This is a genomic window from Mucilaginibacter metallidurans (assembly GCF_003286435.2).
In the GTDB taxonomy this organism is placed as follows: Bacteria; Bacteroidota; Bacteroidia; order Sphingobacteriales; family Sphingobacteriaceae; genus Mucilaginibacter; species Mucilaginibacter gossypii.
In genome coordinates this window covers 6,294,703-6,310,243 of sequence record NZ_CP043449.1, presented here as the reverse complement: position 1 = coordinate 6,310,243, position 15,541 = coordinate 6,294,703, and the positions used below count along the sequence as shown (strand labels likewise).

Here is a 15,541-nt window from a genome sequence, read left to right as displayed (position 1 = left end):
CATGTTAACACAATTTAAGTTATGGTATAAAGATATGAACAGGGCACTATATCCGTACCCTGTTCATAAAAAATATTAAAGCTGTTTCAATTTAATGTTACGGTAGCTAACCAGGTGACCGTGATCCTGCAAAGCAATGTGGCCTTTAGGATATTGGGCAAAACCTTTCCAGTTTTTAAACTTGCTATCAGCTAATACCTTGTTCCATTCGTCGCTGCCCATTTTTACATCAACAATTTGGGTACCATTAAGCCAGAAAGTAAGCTGACCATCTTTTTTGCGCAATTTCACTTTGTTCCATTCGCCGGCCGGTTTGCATACATCTTTTGAAGGGGCAATCATATCATACAATGAACCCGCAAGGTGGTTGGCTTTTTTGTTATCGCTGGCATCTTTATTATCAAGCACCTGCATTTCCATGCCAGTTAAGTAAGTTGCGCCAAATTGAGGGTCTTCATGCACCCCGAAAATAATGCCGCTGTTACCCTCTTTGCTGATGTTCCACTCTAAGGTAAGTTCGTAGTTTTCGTACTCGCCATCGGTAACCAGATCGCCATGACCTTCTGCTGCCTGCGGATCGAGTTGCAAAGCACCGTCAACAACTTTCCAGCCTACAACTTCCTTTTTTAAGTAGGTGTGCCAGCCATTGGTGGTTTTCCCATCGAACAGTTTGGTTTGTGCCGATACCGACAGGCAAAAAGCCGGGATGGCCATCAGGCCAAGCATGATTTTTTTCATAAAATTATAGTTGTTTTTATAGTATCAGAACCGCCATTAAAATAGCGTTGGTTGGTTGCGGCGGCTCCTGTTGGTTTCATTGTTTTACTTTGTACAAGGTATCTGACTTAAAAAGTATAAAAACTGTTTAAGGGCATATTTTGATAAAACGTTTTAATTGCAAATTAACTGAACATTTTTTTAGGTTGGGCTAAATATATTGGCTTTTTTTTAATGCTAAAACGATTATCGCAAAAATAAAGTATAAGCCTGCGAAAACTGAGGTAAAAGCTTGGTTACAATGGACAATTTATGGTAGATGGACAACATCGAGCGGGCACCTGATTGTAACAAATGAGGTGTCCCAATTTTTTGATTCCCCATAAAAAAGTGAAAAACCGCCGGTAGTTATTTTTTTAAAAAACAGTAAGGTTCCATTTTTTGAAAGTGAAACAGCGGAACGGCTTTTTTATGAAACACATTGGTAATCAGTTACCTAAAAAAAGGCGAAACAATATTAAACAATTGATTATCAATTAGTAAAGCCTAAAGGAGTAGTTTAAAGGCGTTTCATGTGCGGGCCTGAAAAACCCTATTATTTTCGCTGTTTTTTATGGATTTTAAAGTTTTTCGGATTAAGCAGAATGAACAGTGCGGAGTGCTGACAAAATCCTGTCACCATAATTTCGGATGGAAAGGTGTTGTTTTGCCCAAGTGGCAAAATAAGCCCGGGCTTTAGCAAACGCTATACCGGCGCCCGCGCGGGGCCGATTGAGAAACAGCCAACAAACGTTCATAATTTCTGGCCAATGTCATAAGAAAGTGTTTAGAGATACATTTACTTAGTCCTGACATATCCCCCGGTATAAAAAAACTTATAATAGGTAATATTGCGCCGTTGTGGTTAACCTTATCTTAACGCATAAGATTAACCGTAAATAACTATAACCCAAGCATTATCGGTAATTAATATTTACTACATTGATCAATTTTTATTTAATAAAACCAGGTTTCAAGAAATTTGGGTTAACGCGGCGTTTTAATTTAACGTTTGCATTAAAAGCGATTTGCTTACTGCTCCTTTTTATTACTGTTGACAATTTAACAGCGACTGCGAATACCCGCACAGCTGCTCCGACCGATTCGCTGGCTGACAGCGCACTGATGAAAAAGCGGCTGATTAACCAGGCATTTGATCACATTTATGAGCAAAACCTGCGTGTATCCGAAGGCGGGAACGATTACTTTAACAAAATAAAAACGCAGCTCACTGCCGACCTGGCGCCGAACTTCGTTTTATTCAGCACGCCTAAATCACGTTTCTTCTTTGTGTTTACCGCACGGGTAAAGATCCGCCTGCTGTCCTCACAGGGAGCACCGGTAAAATCTCCAAGCTTTATGCCGGGCGGTACGCTGTATTTCAGGGTGAACGAGGATACTTACAATCCAAAGTTCTTTTCGTTCGGTTACTCGCATCATTCCAACGGCGTACGTGGACCATCACTTAACCCCGATGGCAGCTTTAACCGCGATAGCGGCAAGTTCACCACCAACTTTTATACTTTAACTTATTACAGTGGCAAACGCTTTGATAAAAAAGACCTGATCATCAACCGTTATGATAACCTGGGTTTAGAGGTCCACGCCGGTTTATTCAACCTTGGCCTGTCCGAAGGCTTGAAAGATCATTATGGCTTTATTCGCATCAACGGCAGCCGCATGTATAATTTTGCCAAAGCCATTGAAGATCCAACAGATAAAAGCAAAAAGATCTACCAAAACTGGCAGCGCATCCGGTTCGACTTCACTTACATTGCCGACAAGTACGATAATTACTCAACCTTTGATTTCAAGAAACGTTTAAACGTGAGCCTGAAATACTATTACCAGTTTCCCTTTATGCCTGATGCCGCCCTTATGGTTGGCGGAGGCTACCGCGGACAGGATGATTACAACCAGTTTTTTGAGGATAGCTATGGTTATGTCACTATTGGCTTTGCAACAAGTTTGAGCTTTCATACGCATAAGTAGTAGATTTTTCTACCCTACATTTCTCCAATCGTCATTGCGAGGTACGAAGCAATCCCAAACTTTACAGAGGGATTTGCTTAGCCGCTCTGCCTATCGGGGATTGCTTCGTACCTCGCAATGACGAGATGTAGAAAAACAAAGCGAGGGTTCGAAAACGAACCCTCGCTTTGTTTAGAGAACTTTCTGCCGTCAGCCTGTGATTTGTTGCCCTGCTGCCAAGCATCCAACCCCGCATAACCCTCTTTTTTGTACATTTGCCGCATGGCATCCATTAAACCATCCGTACCCAAAGGCACCCGCGATTTTTCACCCGCCGAAATGGTGAAACGCAATTATATTTTCGACACCATTAAATCCGTTTTCCGCAAATATGGCTATCAGCAGATAGAAACACCCACCATGGAAAACTCATCAACCTTAATGGGGAAATATGGCGAAGAAGGGGATAAGCTGATATTTAAAGTACTTAACAGCGGTGATTATCTGGCCAAGGTTGACGAACAAAAACTTATTGAACGCAATTCTAATTCTGTAGCAGTTGCCATATCAGAAAAAGCCCTACGCTATGACCTTACCGTGCCTTTTGCCCGTTACGTAGTTCAACACCAAAACGAGATCACTTTTCCGTTCAAGCGTTTCCAGGTGCAGCCGGTTTGGCGTGCCGACAGGCCCCAACGTGGCCGTTACCGTGAGTTTTACCAATGCGATGCGGATGTGGTAGGCTCTGATTCACTACTGAACGAAGCCGAGTTTATTATGATCTATGACGAGGCTTTAACCAAGCTTGGCCTTAAAGATTTCAGCATCAAAATCAATAATAGAAAAATACTATCAGGAATTGCCCAGGCTATAGATAAATCCGATAATATCATAGATTTAACCGTAGCCATTGACAAACTGGATAAGATCGGTCTCGATGGCGTGATTAAAGAACTGCTCGAAAAAGGCTTTACCGATGCCGATATCGACAAACTAAAGCCGGTTATCCTGTTGGAAGGCAACAACACCGAAAAGCTGGCAAGTCTTCGTGAAGCGTTAGCGCAATCAGAGATTGGCTTAAAAGGCTGCGACGAAATAGAAACCGTTTTCGGCTATATAGAACGCTGCCCGCTGCAAACTGCTAAGCTTGAATTGGACATCACCCTTGCGCGTGGCTTAAACTATTATACCGGTGCCATCTTCGAGGTGAAAACCAACGAAGTAAATATGGGCAGCATTGGCGGCGGCGGCAGGTATGACGACCTTACCGGCATGTTCGGCTTAAAAGGCCTTACCGGTGCCGGGATCTCCTTCGGGGCCGACAGGATCTATGACGTACTGGAAGAGCTAAACCTTTTCCCCGCCGGCAGCAATCAAACCACGCAGGTGCTTATATGCAATTTCGATAAAGAAGGCGAACTTTATAGCTTACCTCTATTACAGCGGCTTCGCCGCAACAATATCAACACCGAACTCTATCCCGCAGGTGCGAAAATCAAAAAGCAGATGGAGTACGCTAACAATAAAAACATCCCTTATGTGGTGGTTGTCGGCGGTGATGAAATGCAAACCGGGCTATTGACATTTAAAGACATGGCAAGCGGAGTTCAGGAAAAACTGACGGCGGATGAGATCGTAGCAAAACTGAACCGGGATTAAACGTTTTTTTGGCTTTCAGGATTTTTTTCGTTGTCAGAGGCCCGGCCCACCATACTTCGACGGACTACCCATGACATAATAAAAATCAAGGTCATGCTGAACTTGTTTCAGCACCCCACTCGCTAAGCGGCCATGCTAAGCAAAACGGCCATCTGTCCTATGGGATGCCGAAATAAATTCGGCATGACGGCAGGTATATGTAATGTTTCCTATCCCCTTTTCTCTCCCTCATCCTTTTTCAAATGCCCTTCAAGCTGCGGGTTTTGAGGAGGGAGGGTTTTTACGCGGTGTTCAACCTCGGTTTGCTGAACATGAACGGCGTAATCTGCGGGCTCGATATGGCTCCCGCTGGCCTCGGCAAATACCTGGGTAAACTCGGCACCAATGTACAATATGGCCGATGTATAATAGATCCAAACCAATATCACAATAATAGAACCCGCGGCGCCATATGCCGACCCTTGCGCTGTATATTGGATATAAAGGCTGATGAGGTATTGACCTATCATAAACAGGATAGCTGTAAATACCGCGCCGCTGCGCACATCCCGCCATTTGATTTTAACATCGGGCAAAAACTTAAATATGATGCCAAACAAGGTAGTGATCACCACCAGGGTAATGCCCAGGTTTAGCACCTGGACAAATACTTTCGTAAAAGAATCGATACCGGGAAAAAAATGCTGGATCTGATCTTTCAGGGCACTTATAACCAGGTTGATAATAAGCGATGCCAACAACAGGAAGCCCAGGCTGATGATGAGCGAAAAGGACACAAACCGGTTTTTCAGCAATTGCATCCAGCCGCTTTTGGGCTTGGCTTTGACCCTCCAGATTATATTAAGCGAATCCTGGATCTCGATAAAAATACTACTCGCGCCCAATAAAAGCGTAACCACGCCAATAACAACCGCTATGCCCGATTTCCCGGATAGCGCAAGGTGCTTTAACGCATCCTGAATTTGTGCCGCCGGTGTTTTGCCAACATAACGAACAATTTCGGGGTACAACCGCTCGGTTGCGGCATCCTGTCCAAAAACCAGGCCGGCTACCGATATTACAATAATTAATAAAGGGGCAATTGAAAAAACAGTGTAATAAGCCAGCGAGGCGCTTAATTTTAAGCCATTATCTTTTGAAAAGCCCGTGAACGATGCCAGGAGAACCTTCCATAGTTGTTTAAAGTATGCTTTGCTTAAAAATTTCATGCCTGCGTTTTTGTAGATTAATGCTTATTCGTGAATGGTTAAGCAATATTGATGCCTTTTGTAGGGCTATTTAAATAAAAGTTGTGAGTTTTGGACGGGCTTAAAATATTTAGAGGGCCTGTACCGGAATATCCAGCAGCTCATATTTTTCCCAGCCCGTAAAGTCATAATGCCACCATTCGGTTGAGATCACCCTGAAGCCGTATTTGGCCATTATCGTTTTTAATAATTCGCGGTTTGCAATTTGCTGCGGCGGTAAATCCATATAGTTTGCCCCGGCCTTACGGCTAAAGCTATCAAAGCCGGTTGGCATATCCAGTTCTTTGCCGGTTTTAATGTTGATAAGGGAAAGGTCAATAGCGCAACCACGGTTATGCTTTGAGCCTTTGCGCGGATCGGCTACAAAGTTGGTATCGGGGGCCATTTCATAAAAATTAACGGTAACCGAATAGGGCCGATAGGCATCATAAATTTTAATACCGAGTCCCTGCATTTTTAATTCGGCTTCAACCTGCTGAAGCGCTTTTACAACCGGGAGCCTTGCATAAGCTTTGGCCCTTGTATACATGCGGCGATGCATGAAATTGTTGGTTGTAGCATACCGCAGATCTAAGATAATTTCGGGGATATATTTCTTTATTTCAACCAGCTGTTTATCCGGGTTTGCTTTAACCTGTAGTTTATAGCGGGCAATACCATAAATTTTTGTACTGTCGATATATTTATAATGCTGCGCGTTAACGCGCAAAGCACACGCTACAAATATCAGCAATATCAAGTACCGGTGATTCATATTACCCGTTTATCTGTGCGATACGATCAGCAAATCGAGGTCTTTGCAGGGGATCGAAAAACGCTCGCCAATGTGTTTATTGGTAAGCTGGCCCTGGTAAATATAAACCGCGTTACGCACTCCCGATTTTTGCCAGATGAGGTTTTTGATGCCGCCCATATCGCCAATATCAAGCAGTATTGGTGCAAAAATATTGGTGAGCGCATAAGTAGCGGTACGGGCTACACGCGATGCGATGTTAGGCACACAATAATGAATTACATCATATTTGCGAAAAACGGGGTGGGTATGATTGGTAACTTCGGATGTTTCAAAGCAACCTCCCTGGTCAATACTTACATCAATGATCACCGAGTCGCGTTTCATGCGGCTAACGGTTTCCTCGGATATAATGCAGGGGCTGCGGCCATCTTCGGCACGGAGCGCACCTATGGCCACATCGCAGGTGGTGATGGCTTTTTCTAATACAATAGGCTGTACCACCGATGTGAAAACGCGGTTACCGATATTATTTTGCAGGCGGCGAAGTTTGTATATCGACGGATCGAATACCTTAACCTCGGCACCCAATGATATGGCGGTGCGTGCCGCGTATTCGCCCACGGTTCCGGCACCAAGAATCACAATTTCGGTTGGCGGAACGCCGGTGATGCCGCCCAGCATCAGGCCTTTGCCTTCAAAAACATTGCTTAAGTATTCGGCTGCTATAAGTATGGAGGTAGCGCCCACAATTTCGCTCATGGCCCTTACCACCGTGAGGGTATTGCCCTCATCGCGCAAATGCTCAAAACTTAGCGCGGTGATCTTTTTGGCCATCAGCGCCTGAATGCTTTCGGCCTTGAGCGTAGCGATTTGCAGGGTAGAGATCAGAAGCTGCCCGGGTTTCATCAGCTCAATTTCGTGAGTAGTAGGAGGGGCTATTTTGATAATGATATCAGCCTCGTAAACCTTTTTGGTATCATATACTACCTGGGCGCCCTGTTCACTGTAATCCTTATCCGAAAAATTGGCGGCCTGCCCGGCATTACTCTCCAGCATCACCTCGTGGCCGTTATTAACCAGAAGCGCTACCGACAGCGGGGTCAAGGGCACACGGTTTTCCTGGAAGGAAACCTCCTTGGGAATGCCGATGTATAGCTTGTTTTTTTTGCTTTTTACCTCCAGCAACGACTCCTGGGGCTGCAACATTGCTTGCTTGGCAATATCCGAAAACCCGCTGTATATCCCTGAACTCATGATGTGTTTTTTTTAAGGCTGTTGAAGATAAGAAAAAACGATGTATGATAAAACTAAATATTTTCCATGCTGATGCTGCGCGAGGTGCTGTCCAAAACCCGGATCCGGATGTTGGTGTAACGGCTCGGCAGCAGGTCGGGAATTTTTTCGGGCCACTCAATAAAGCAGTAGGCATCACTGTAAAAATATTCCTCATAGCCCATATCCAATGCTTCTGTTTGATTTTTAAGACGATAGAAATCAAAATGAAAAATCTTGCTGTCGCGCCCGGTGTATTCGTTTACAATTGAAAACGTCGGACTGGTTGCCTGTTCTGTTACGCCAAGTTCTTCACATAAAGCTTTGATGAGCGTTGTTTTGCCCGCCCCCATTTCGCCATAAAAAAGAAAAATTTTATTCCCTGCCGAGTTGGCCAGGATGGCTTCGGCAGCCTGCGGTAATTGAGATGTTGAATTTACAGATAGTTGCACGTGTTATAATTTTGTTTTATACCATGTCATTTTGCGAGCGCAGCGTGGCAACCGCATAGAGAGCAGCTGTGCCTGCGTGTGATTGTTTTATATAATGACGTGATCGTAAATTATTGATTATTAAATATATTTTTTGATCGATAGTAATGTGGGCGTTGCCTGCGGCCCGTGCTATCCGCTCATACTGCACAGGCATTAGCCACAAGGCCGGTACCCGCTACTATCACTAACGCTGCCCCCGCACATCATCGCTAAAACTTATCTTATACGCCATCACGGTTTTTCAGGAACTCCCCCGGTGATTACTCCCCCATGACATCCTTTTATTTGCCCAAAAATACTCAAAATACCTAAATTATAAATTAGCCGTCAAGTCTTTAACCCCTCTTGCATCTAATCGCTCTTACAGGAAAATAAAAAGTCCCACCGGATGGCAGGACTTTTTATTTGAAACATCATTAATAATTAATTGATGGATAATGGCAGGTAAATACCGAAGGTAATATTGCGCCCCATGTTATAAATACCAAATTCCGGATCTTCCGAACTTATACGACCGGGCTTAAGACGGCTAAGCGCGTCGTAGTACTTGATGTTGGCCAGGTTATTTCCCGATACATATAGTTTAACCGGTTGTTTGCCAAAGTTAACCGTTGTGCCCAGCCCGGCATTTAACAGCGTGTAGCCTTTGGTGCCGGTTTCAAAAGCCGAATCATAACGGTACTGGTTAAAGAAATTATCTATCCCTACCGAAATGTATGATTGTTTCACCCCTTTAATAGTTGGCTCAAAACGCAGCGTATTTTTCAGCGTACCGGCAGGGATGAACGCCAGCGGCCTGTCGAGTGTGTTGTTTCGGGCATAAGTATAACCAAAGGTATTTTCAAAATGGATGAAGCTTACCGGGTGCAGGGTAAAGTTACCTTCAACACCATACAGGTTAGCATTAACCTGGTTGTAACGGTACACATCAAACTGGCTCAGGCTACCGGCTCCGTTTACGGCCTGTGCTACGTCCCCCTGTTTGTGCGATGCATAAATAAAGTTGTGGATATAGTTTTCATAGATCCCTAAACTGGCACTTACAATTTTGTCATCGTATTGCAGGGTAGCGTCAACCTGGTAACTTCTTTCAGGCGCCAGGTTAGGATTACCTATTTCATAACGGAAAGTACCTTCATGTACACCGTTGGAGCCAAGTTCGGCCGGGTTTGGCGCACGGAAAGCCGAACCGGCGTTGGCCTTGAAATTCAAATTCTCATTAAACTCATGCGTATAACCCAACGCTCCGCTTATGTTCGAAAACTTGTTGGTAAAGGGGGTAAATTTGGTTTCGCCATCCTCAACCAGGCCTTTGCCCTTGTTTTTACGATAATCATACCTGATACCGGCATTAAAGGTGTTTTTATCCCAGGTTTTTTTGATGTATGCGAAAGCGCCCACGCCATAAGTATCATAAGCCGGGATCAAAAACTCCGAGCCTTTGTTTAAACTATGGCCGATGTCCGAACTCGCGCCAAAAACAGGTTGCCATCCGTTTGCTTCGGTAACATAATATTTTACATCGCCCGAGTACGTATTCAGATCAAAGAACAGGGAAGGATCCGGTCCGTCGAGCTCGCGGCGCTGGTTTTTCTGGTAGCCGAGGTTCACTTTCAGGTTGCCCCCTTCGGTAATGAAGTTGTTATCCCAGTTTATCTTATAATGGCGGATATCCTGTTTAGGGTATTCAAGCGTACGGCTTTTGTATTCATCCTGCGTAAATGGTGTGCCATCGTCATGCAAAAAGTTGAGGCCATTAGCGGGCTCCGGATCGTAAAAACCGATATTGTTTTTAAAGTAGCTGAGGTTGATATGCGAGTAACCCCATGATTTATTAAGACCGATCATGCCGCTCAGGTCGGTTTCATTAAAGCCGGAGTTAGGGAAATAGTAATCGGGCGTTTTAAAGGAGTAGGCATTTTTGTAGCTGCCGCGGGCACGCCATACCAGTCCGTTTTCGTTACCGGTGAGCATCAATGAAGTTCCGGTTAGGCCGTTGTTGGTGGAGTAGTTGGTTAAAAACTCACCTTTGATCTGCCCGTCGGGCGGGGTAAGTGGTTCAAGCAGGTTAATAACACCGCCAAGCGCGTCTGATCCGTATAGCAGTGAAGCCGCCCCGCGAAGCACTTCTACTCTGTCCGAGCTGTATTGATCAATCTCAATACCGTGCTCATCGCCCCATTGCTGGCCTTGTTGTTTAATCCCGTCGCTCAAAGTAACTACACGGTTATAGCTTAAGCCACGGATAACCGGTTTGGAAATAGAAGGGCCGGTAGTGATCTGCGACATGCCCGGCACCTGGTGTGCAAGCGCGTCGATGAGGTTGGTTGACTGCCTTAACAAGCCATCGCGTCCCACAGCTGATACTGATGTGCTGTTTTGTTTATTATTAGCGCTGATAGCTGTGCCGGTAATAACCACTTCGTGGGTTTCGATAATGCTCGACTGCAATTCAAAAACCAGCGGAGTGCCGGCCGAAAGATCAACTATTTTGGTAAGGGATTTATAACCCACATATTCTATCGAGAACAGGAACCTGCCCCTGTTGGGTAATGATTTAAAGGAAAACTCGCCATTAGGATCGGTGATGGCAGATATTTTTAATTCGGGGATAGTGATCACAGCACCTGGTAAGGTTTGTTTTGATTGCGCGTCGACCACACGGCCTTTAACAATAATAACATCTGCAAATGCAGAAACCTGCACCAACAGCAATATAATGAAGCTTATAAGCTTTAATTTCATGATAAAAGATTAAGAAAATCAATAAATACCGTTATTAACAACGGCTATGTTTTGAGGAAAGCGTAAGGTAACCTTAAGCAATAACCGGAGGGGCGCGGCCGGCGGCAAGGATAAGCGCAAGGCTTACAAAATTGTAATCGCCGGGTTTAAAAAAATGATCAGAAGTTACAAGAGGGATAAAAAATGAGCTGTTGCTAACAGCCACAGCATCGGTATGGTGCATGGCATCGCACAGTAAACATTTTTCTTTAACAGTTTGCTGACCAACAGCCATATGGCTGTGTTTGGTTATTCCCTTGATCAGGGCGTGCTGGTGCGAATAAACCATATATTGCCCGGCCGCAAAGCAAACAAGCAGCAGCCACGCAAATACAATATGTAAGCGGTTTTTTTTCACAGTCAACATCCCTTTAACGGAATACGGCAAAAATAAGTATTAAAACGGGAATATTAATGCAACATTGTAACAATAATGCGATTGTTCATTGGTTCACTTGTTCATTAGTTTATTTGTCTTTTCCTGCGTATACAGGGAGCTTTAAACAGGTTGGCAAACTTTTCACCAATGAACCAATGAACAAGTGAACCAATGAACTTATCTTTGCCAAATATGACACCTGCCGAGATCAATAAAAAATGGGATGCGCTGCAGCAGCGGATAGCTGAGGATTTTGATAACGAAAAGCCCGATATAAAGGTGATGCTTTTTTTGATCGGGGTACAGGAGCTGGGCCAGGGGCCGCGTAAGTTCAGCAAGCGCCAAAAGGAAGAGCTGATGCATATCGCAACCTGCCGCTTAATGAGCATGATGGGCTTTTACGAGCTTGAAGGCCTTGACCAGGATGGCTGGCCACACTGGAAACGCGTAAAAGTAATCCCGAACTATACCCTGCTTGAACAAGAAATGATGATGAAATCGCTCATTGTAAATTACTTTGAGGAGATGGAGGGGGTGGAATAGCGAGTGGTTTATTGGGTTGATAACAGGGCTTTATAATTCCCCTCTTGAGAGGGCGCGCGGAGGGAAGAGCGATAGCAGGGGTGTGTTTCTGCGATTGGCTTATCAAAGCATAAACACACCCCTCCGCCCCTCTCAGAGGGGAATCGCACATTTCCCAGCTTTTTACCCCTTAAATTGATCCCGGGAAGGGAATTAGAACATTCGGAACAATTAATCTATCTTCATCAATAAAAACAATCAACGGCCATATATGAAGAAACTTTTTACCCTAAGCATTCTTTTATTAACCCTTACAGCCGCGTTTGCCGGGCCGCCTAAAAATCAGTACGTGCGGATCCATACGGTTTATGGCGATTGCATCCTCCGCCTGTATAATGAAACGCCATTGCACCGCGATAACTTTATCAAACTAACCAAAAAGGGATTTTATAATGGGACGCTGTTTCACCGGGTGATCCAGAATTTCATGATCCAGGGGGGCGATCCGGATTCAAAAGACCCGGTAAAAGCAAAACCCGGCGCTGAACTGGGCAATGGCGAAGTGGGCTATACCATCCCCGCCGAATTTCGCGATAGCCTGTTTCATAAACGCGGTGTACTTGCTGCCGCGCGGGATGATAACCCTAAAAAAGAATCAAGCGGCTGCCAGTTTTATATTGTGGAAGGCAAACGCTTTACAGATGGTAAGTTGGATACACTGGAAAATACCCGGCTTAAAGGCCGCAAGATCCCGGCATGGCAGCGCGAATGGTATAAATCAGTCGGCGGTTCGCCACACCTTGATCAAAACTATACCGTTTTTGGCGAGGTTGTTTCGGGGATTGATATGGTTGATAGGATTGCTGCCGTAAAAAAGGATACCAATGATCGTCCCAATACGAATGTGCCGATGACTGTTGAGTTGCTGAGTAAAAAGGAATGTAAGCAGTTGGATAATATATTGTTTCCGGAAAAAAAATAAACCGGCGACTGACTGCCGCGGGTTAGCGATAGCGTAACCCGTGGTTGGCATGATGTAAGCTTTCAGCTTACACAAATTCAGCTGAAAGCTGAAACTATGGTACACCACGGGTTAAAAACCCGCGGCAGATGGATATTATTGCAGTTTAAACTTTAAAAAGAAAACTCCCCCTTTAGGGGGTTAGGGGGCATGAAAATACTTACATATAATGTTAACGGTATCCGTTCGGCAATAAACAAGGGTTGGCTGGCCTGGTTGCAGGCTACTGATGCAGATGTTGTTTGTTTGCAGGAGATTAAAGCCACGCCAGATGTATTGACTGATCTGGGTTTGGTGGATCAGATGGGCTATCAGCACTACTGGTTCCCGGCCGAAAAAAAAGGCTACAGCGGAACAGCCATTTTTACCAAAATATTGCCCAAGCATATTGAGTACGGCTGTGGTATTCCTGACTTTGATCGTGAAGGGCGCTGCATCCGGGTTGACTTTGATGAGGTTTCGGTGATGAGCGTTTATTTCCCATCGGGCTCAAGCGGTGATGACCGGCAGGTTTTTAAATACCGTTTTTTAGATGAGTTTGGCAAGTACCTTACCCTGCTTAAAGTGGAGTATCCTAACCTGGTGGTTTGCGGCGACTATAACATTTGTCACCGTCCTATTGATATTCACAATCCAAAATCAAACGCCAACTCATCGGGCTTTTTACCGGAGGAACGTGAATGGATGGAGAACTTTATTGAGGGAGGGTTTATAGATACCTTCCGCCACCTGAACAAAGAACCGCATAACTACACCTGGTGGAGCTTCCGTGCCGGATCACGCGGTAAAAACTTAGGCTGGCGTATTGATTATGCCATGGCCAGTACCCCGCTTGAAGATAAGATCCGCCGCGCGGCTATATTGCCCGAGGCTAAGCACTCCGATCATTGCCCGGTATTGCTGGAATTGGAGTTTTAAGCCCCTCTAAATCTCCCCTGAAGGGGAGACTTTAAGAAATATTAAAAAAATGTCATTGCGAGCGTAGCGTGGCAATCGCGTAGCTATACAGGGCGTATATGCTTCCGTGCGATTGCCACGCTACGCTCGCAATGACATTAATGGGTTTACTTTGGCCCGTAAGTAGCCACCGGCACTATCATTTCCTCTAACGAGATCCCTCCGTGCTGGAAAGTTTCATTATAGAAATTCACAAAGTGGTTGTAGTTGTTCGGGTACACGAAGTAGCTATCTTCCTTGGCAAAAACAAAGCTTGAGCTAATGTGCAGTCTCGGCAGCATGGCATCATGCGGATTACGGATATGAAAAACCTCCTTAGCATTATAGTTCAGGTTTTTGCCTTGTTTATAACGCAGGTTAGTGTTAGTGTTCCTGTCACCCACAATTTTGCTTGGATTTTTTACCCGGATGGTACCATGATCGGTAGTAATGATAACGCGTACCTGTTTTTGAGCGAGGTATTTCAACAGGTCATACAAAGGCGAATGCTCAAACCACGACAGGGTTAGTGAACGGTAAGCTGCATCATCACTTGCCAGCTCACGGATCATCTGCATATCTGTACGGGCGTGCGAAAGCATATCCACAAAGTTGTATACCACTACATTAAGCTCGTTATTCATGAGGTTATTAACCGACTCGTTCAGCGCCCGGCCTTCGTCAATATTCAGGATCTTGTGGTAAGAGTGTTTGCAATCTTTTCGCAACACGCGCTTCAGGTGATCGGCTAAAAACTCGGCTTCGTACAAGTTCTTGCCGCCTTCATCCTCGTCGTTTTGCCACATAGATGGATAGCGGCGTTCCATATCCAAAGGCATCAGGCCCGAAAAAATCGAGTTACGGGCATATTGCGTAGCTGTTGGCAGGATACTATAATAAGTATCCTCTTCCTCCAGCCTGAAATATTCGGAAATAATAGGGTTAATGATCTTAAACTGATCGTAACGCAGATTATCTATCAAAATAAAAAACAAGGGGCCTTTACCATCCAACTTAGGGAATACCTTCTTTTTAAATAACTGGGGCGATGAAGTTGGCGCCAGATCCGGGTTTTTGATCCAGTTAAGGTAGTTGCGCTCCACAAACTTGCAAAACTGCATGTTTGCTTCGGCTTTTTGCAGCGTCAGGATCTCGTGCATGCCGGCATCTTCCAGTTTTTCCAGCTCAAGCTCCCAGTAGATCAGCTTCTTGTAAACATCAACCCATTCCTGGTGGCTCAGGTTTTCGTTAAGCGTCATGCCCAGTGTACGGAAATCCATCTGGTAGGCCATGGTGGTTTTTTCGGTAACGAGGCGTTTGTTTTCGGTCAGTTTTTTTATAGTAAGCAGGATTTGCTTAGGATGTACCGGCTTAATCAGGTAGTCGTCTATCTTTGAGCCGATGGCATCTTCCATCAGGTACTCTTCTTCATTTTTGGTGATCAGCACAATGGGCACATCATTGTTGATGTTCTTGATCTGCTGCAGGGTTTCCAGGCCGGTAAGGCCGGGCATGTTCTCATCCAGGAAAACCAGGTCGAAATAATTGTTCTTAAAAGAGTCGACGGCGTCGTAGCCATTGGTAACCGTGGTTACTTTGTAGCCCTTTTCGCCCAGGAAAAGTATATGTGGTCTTAACAGGTCAATTTCGTCATCGGCCCATAAAATGGTGGTATCTTGCATAGTATATATATTAAGTGCCTGAATCAGAATTTTCGGAATTTAAAAATTTTCAGAATGATCCGGTATAAGGTTAAATGCTTTT

At 44.7% G+C, this 15,541-nt stretch carries 13 protein-coding genes; 5 read left to right on the top strand and 8 right to left on the bottom strand.

The genetic code is table 11. The features are described 5' to 3' along the window. Positions 1–75: 75 nt before the first annotated feature. Positions 76–738: a 3-keto-disaccharide hydrolase gene (locus tag DIU38_RS27060; RefSeq protein WP_208057692.1), complete on the bottom strand. Its 663-nt coding sequence runs from the start codon at positions 736–738 to the stop codon at positions 76–78. A gap of 1,143 nt (positions 739–1,881) precedes the next feature. Here DIU38_RS27060 and DIU38_RS27055 point away from each other — a divergent pair. Both DIU38_RS27055 and hisS read left to right on the top strand, forming a co-directional pair. Continuing rightward, positions 1,882–2,748, top strand: a complete 867-nt coding sequence (locus DIU38_RS27055) for a hypothetical protein (RefSeq protein WP_146750310.1) — start codon at positions 1,882–1,884, stop codon at positions 2,746–2,748. Positions 2,749–3,009: 261 nt separating this feature from the next. Continuing rightward, entirely contained in the window at positions 3,010–4,386 is a 1,377-nt protein-coding gene (gene hisS / locus DIU38_RS27050) for a histidine--tRNA ligase (protein WP_112655681.1), read from the top strand. 209 nt (positions 4,387–4,595) lie between these two features. Here the strand turns inward: hisS and DIU38_RS27045 are convergent, their stop codons facing one another. The 6 genes from DIU38_RS27045 to DIU38_RS27020 all read right to left on the bottom strand — a co-directional run bounded on the left by DIU38_RS27045 (position 4,596) and on the right by DIU38_RS27020 (position 11,277). Continuing rightward, complete coding sequence (locus DIU38_RS27045; protein ID WP_112655683.1) at positions 4,596–5,594, bottom strand: YihY/virulence factor BrkB family protein; 999 nt, start codon at positions 5,592–5,594, stop codon at positions 4,596–4,598. A gap of 109 nt (positions 5,595–5,703) precedes the next feature. Further along, positions 5,704–6,387, bottom strand: coding sequence for a M15 family metallopeptidase (locus DIU38_RS27040; protein ID WP_112655685.1), 684 nt, complete (start codon positions 6,385–6,387; stop codon positions 5,704–5,706). Between the two features lie 9 nt (positions 6,388–6,396). Continuing rightward, the gene (locus tag DIU38_RS27035) at positions 6,397–7,623 is read right to left on the bottom strand and encodes an alanine dehydrogenase (protein ID WP_112655687.1); all 1,227 of its coding nucleotides are present in this window, start codon (positions 7,621–7,623) and stop codon (positions 6,397–6,399) included. Positions 7,624–7,676: 53 nt separating this feature from the next. Next, positions 7,677–8,093, bottom strand: coding sequence for a tRNA (adenosine(37)-N6)-threonylcarbamoyltransferase complex ATPase subunit type 1 TsaE (tsaE, locus tag DIU38_RS27030; RefSeq protein WP_112655689.1), 417 nt, complete (start codon positions 8,091–8,093; stop codon positions 7,677–7,679). A gap of 465 nt (positions 8,094–8,558) precedes the next feature. After that, entirely contained in the window at positions 8,559–10,880 is a 2,322-nt protein-coding gene (locus DIU38_RS27025; protein ID WP_167516290.1) for a TonB-dependent receptor, read from the bottom strand. A 73-nt stretch (positions 10,881–10,953) separates the two neighbouring features. Further along, entirely contained in the window at positions 10,954–11,277 is a 324-nt protein-coding gene (locus DIU38_RS27020) for a hypothetical protein (protein WP_143020927.1), read from the bottom strand. 213 nt (positions 11,278–11,490) lie between these two features. On the opposite strand from DIU38_RS27020, the gene DIU38_RS27015 reads away from it, so the two are divergent. The 3 genes from DIU38_RS27015 to DIU38_RS27005 all read left to right on the top strand — a co-directional run bounded on the left by DIU38_RS27015 (position 11,491) and on the right by DIU38_RS27005 (position 13,759). Beyond that, positions 11,491–11,841: a hypothetical protein gene (locus DIU38_RS27015; protein ID WP_112655692.1), complete on the top strand. Its 351-nt coding sequence runs from the start codon at positions 11,491–11,493 to the stop codon at positions 11,839–11,841. A gap of 250 nt (positions 11,842–12,091) precedes the next feature. Further along, complete coding sequence (locus DIU38_RS27010; protein ID WP_112655694.1) at positions 12,092–12,802, top strand: peptidylprolyl isomerase; 711 nt, start codon at positions 12,092–12,094, stop codon at positions 12,800–12,802. Positions 12,803–12,991: 189 nt separating this feature from the next. Further along, the gene (locus tag DIU38_RS27005; protein ID WP_112655696.1) at positions 12,992–13,759 is read left to right on the top strand and encodes an exodeoxyribonuclease III; all 768 of its coding nucleotides are present in this window, start codon (positions 12,992–12,994) and stop codon (positions 13,757–13,759) included. Between the two features lie 146 nt (positions 13,760–13,905). On the opposite strand, the gene porX is transcribed toward DIU38_RS27005, so the two are convergent. Then, the gene (porX, locus tag DIU38_RS27000) at positions 13,906–15,459 is read right to left on the bottom strand and encodes a T9SS response regulator signal transducer PorX (protein ID WP_112653176.1); all 1,554 of its coding nucleotides are present in this window, start codon (positions 15,457–15,459) and stop codon (positions 13,906–13,908) included. Positions 15,460–15,541: the final 82 nt, after the last annotated feature.

What these genes read in the sequence shown, in the direction of transcription:
- DIU38_RS27040 (WP_112655685.1), bottom strand. Translation starts at nt 6,387, where the DNA reads ATGAATCACCGGTACTTGATATTGCTGATATTTGTAGCGTGTGCTTTG.
- DIU38_RS27055 (WP_146750310.1), top strand. Translation starts at nt 1,882, where the DNA reads ATGAAAAAGCGGCTGATTAACCAGGCATTTGATCACATTTATGAGCAA.
- DIU38_RS27015 (WP_112655692.1), top strand. Translation starts at nt 11,491, where the DNA reads ATGACACCTGCCGAGATCAATAAAAAATGGGATGCGCTGCAGCAGCGG.
- DIU38_RS27025 (WP_167516290.1), bottom strand. Translation starts at nt 10,880, where the DNA reads ATGAAATTAAAGCTTATAAGCTTCATTATATTGCTGTTGGTGCAGGTT.
- DIU38_RS27005 (WP_112655696.1), top strand. Translation starts at nt 12,992, where the DNA reads ATGAAAATACTTACATATAATGTTAACGGTATCCGTTCGGCAATAAAC.
- porX (WP_112653176.1), bottom strand. Translation starts at nt 15,459, where the DNA reads ATGCAAGATACCACCATTTTATGGGCCGATGACGAAATTGACCTGTTA.
- DIU38_RS27010 (WP_112655694.1), top strand. Translation starts at nt 12,092, where the DNA reads ATGAAGAAACTTTTTACCCTAAGCATTCTTTTATTAACCCTTACAGCC.
- DIU38_RS27035 (WP_112655687.1), bottom strand. Translation starts at nt 7,623, where the DNA reads ATGAGTTCAGGGATATACAGCGGGTTTTCGGATATTGCCAAGCAAGCA.
- DIU38_RS27060 (WP_208057692.1), bottom strand. Translation starts at nt 738, where the DNA reads ATGAAAAAAATCATGCTTGGCCTGATGGCCATCCCGGCTTTTTGCCTG.
- hisS (WP_112655681.1), top strand. Translation starts at nt 3,010, where the DNA reads ATGGCATCCATTAAACCATCCGTACCCAAAGGCACCCGCGATTTTTCA.
- DIU38_RS27045 (WP_112655683.1), bottom strand. Translation starts at nt 5,594, where the DNA reads ATGAAATTTTTAAGCAAAGCATACTTTAAACAACTATGGAAGGTTCTC.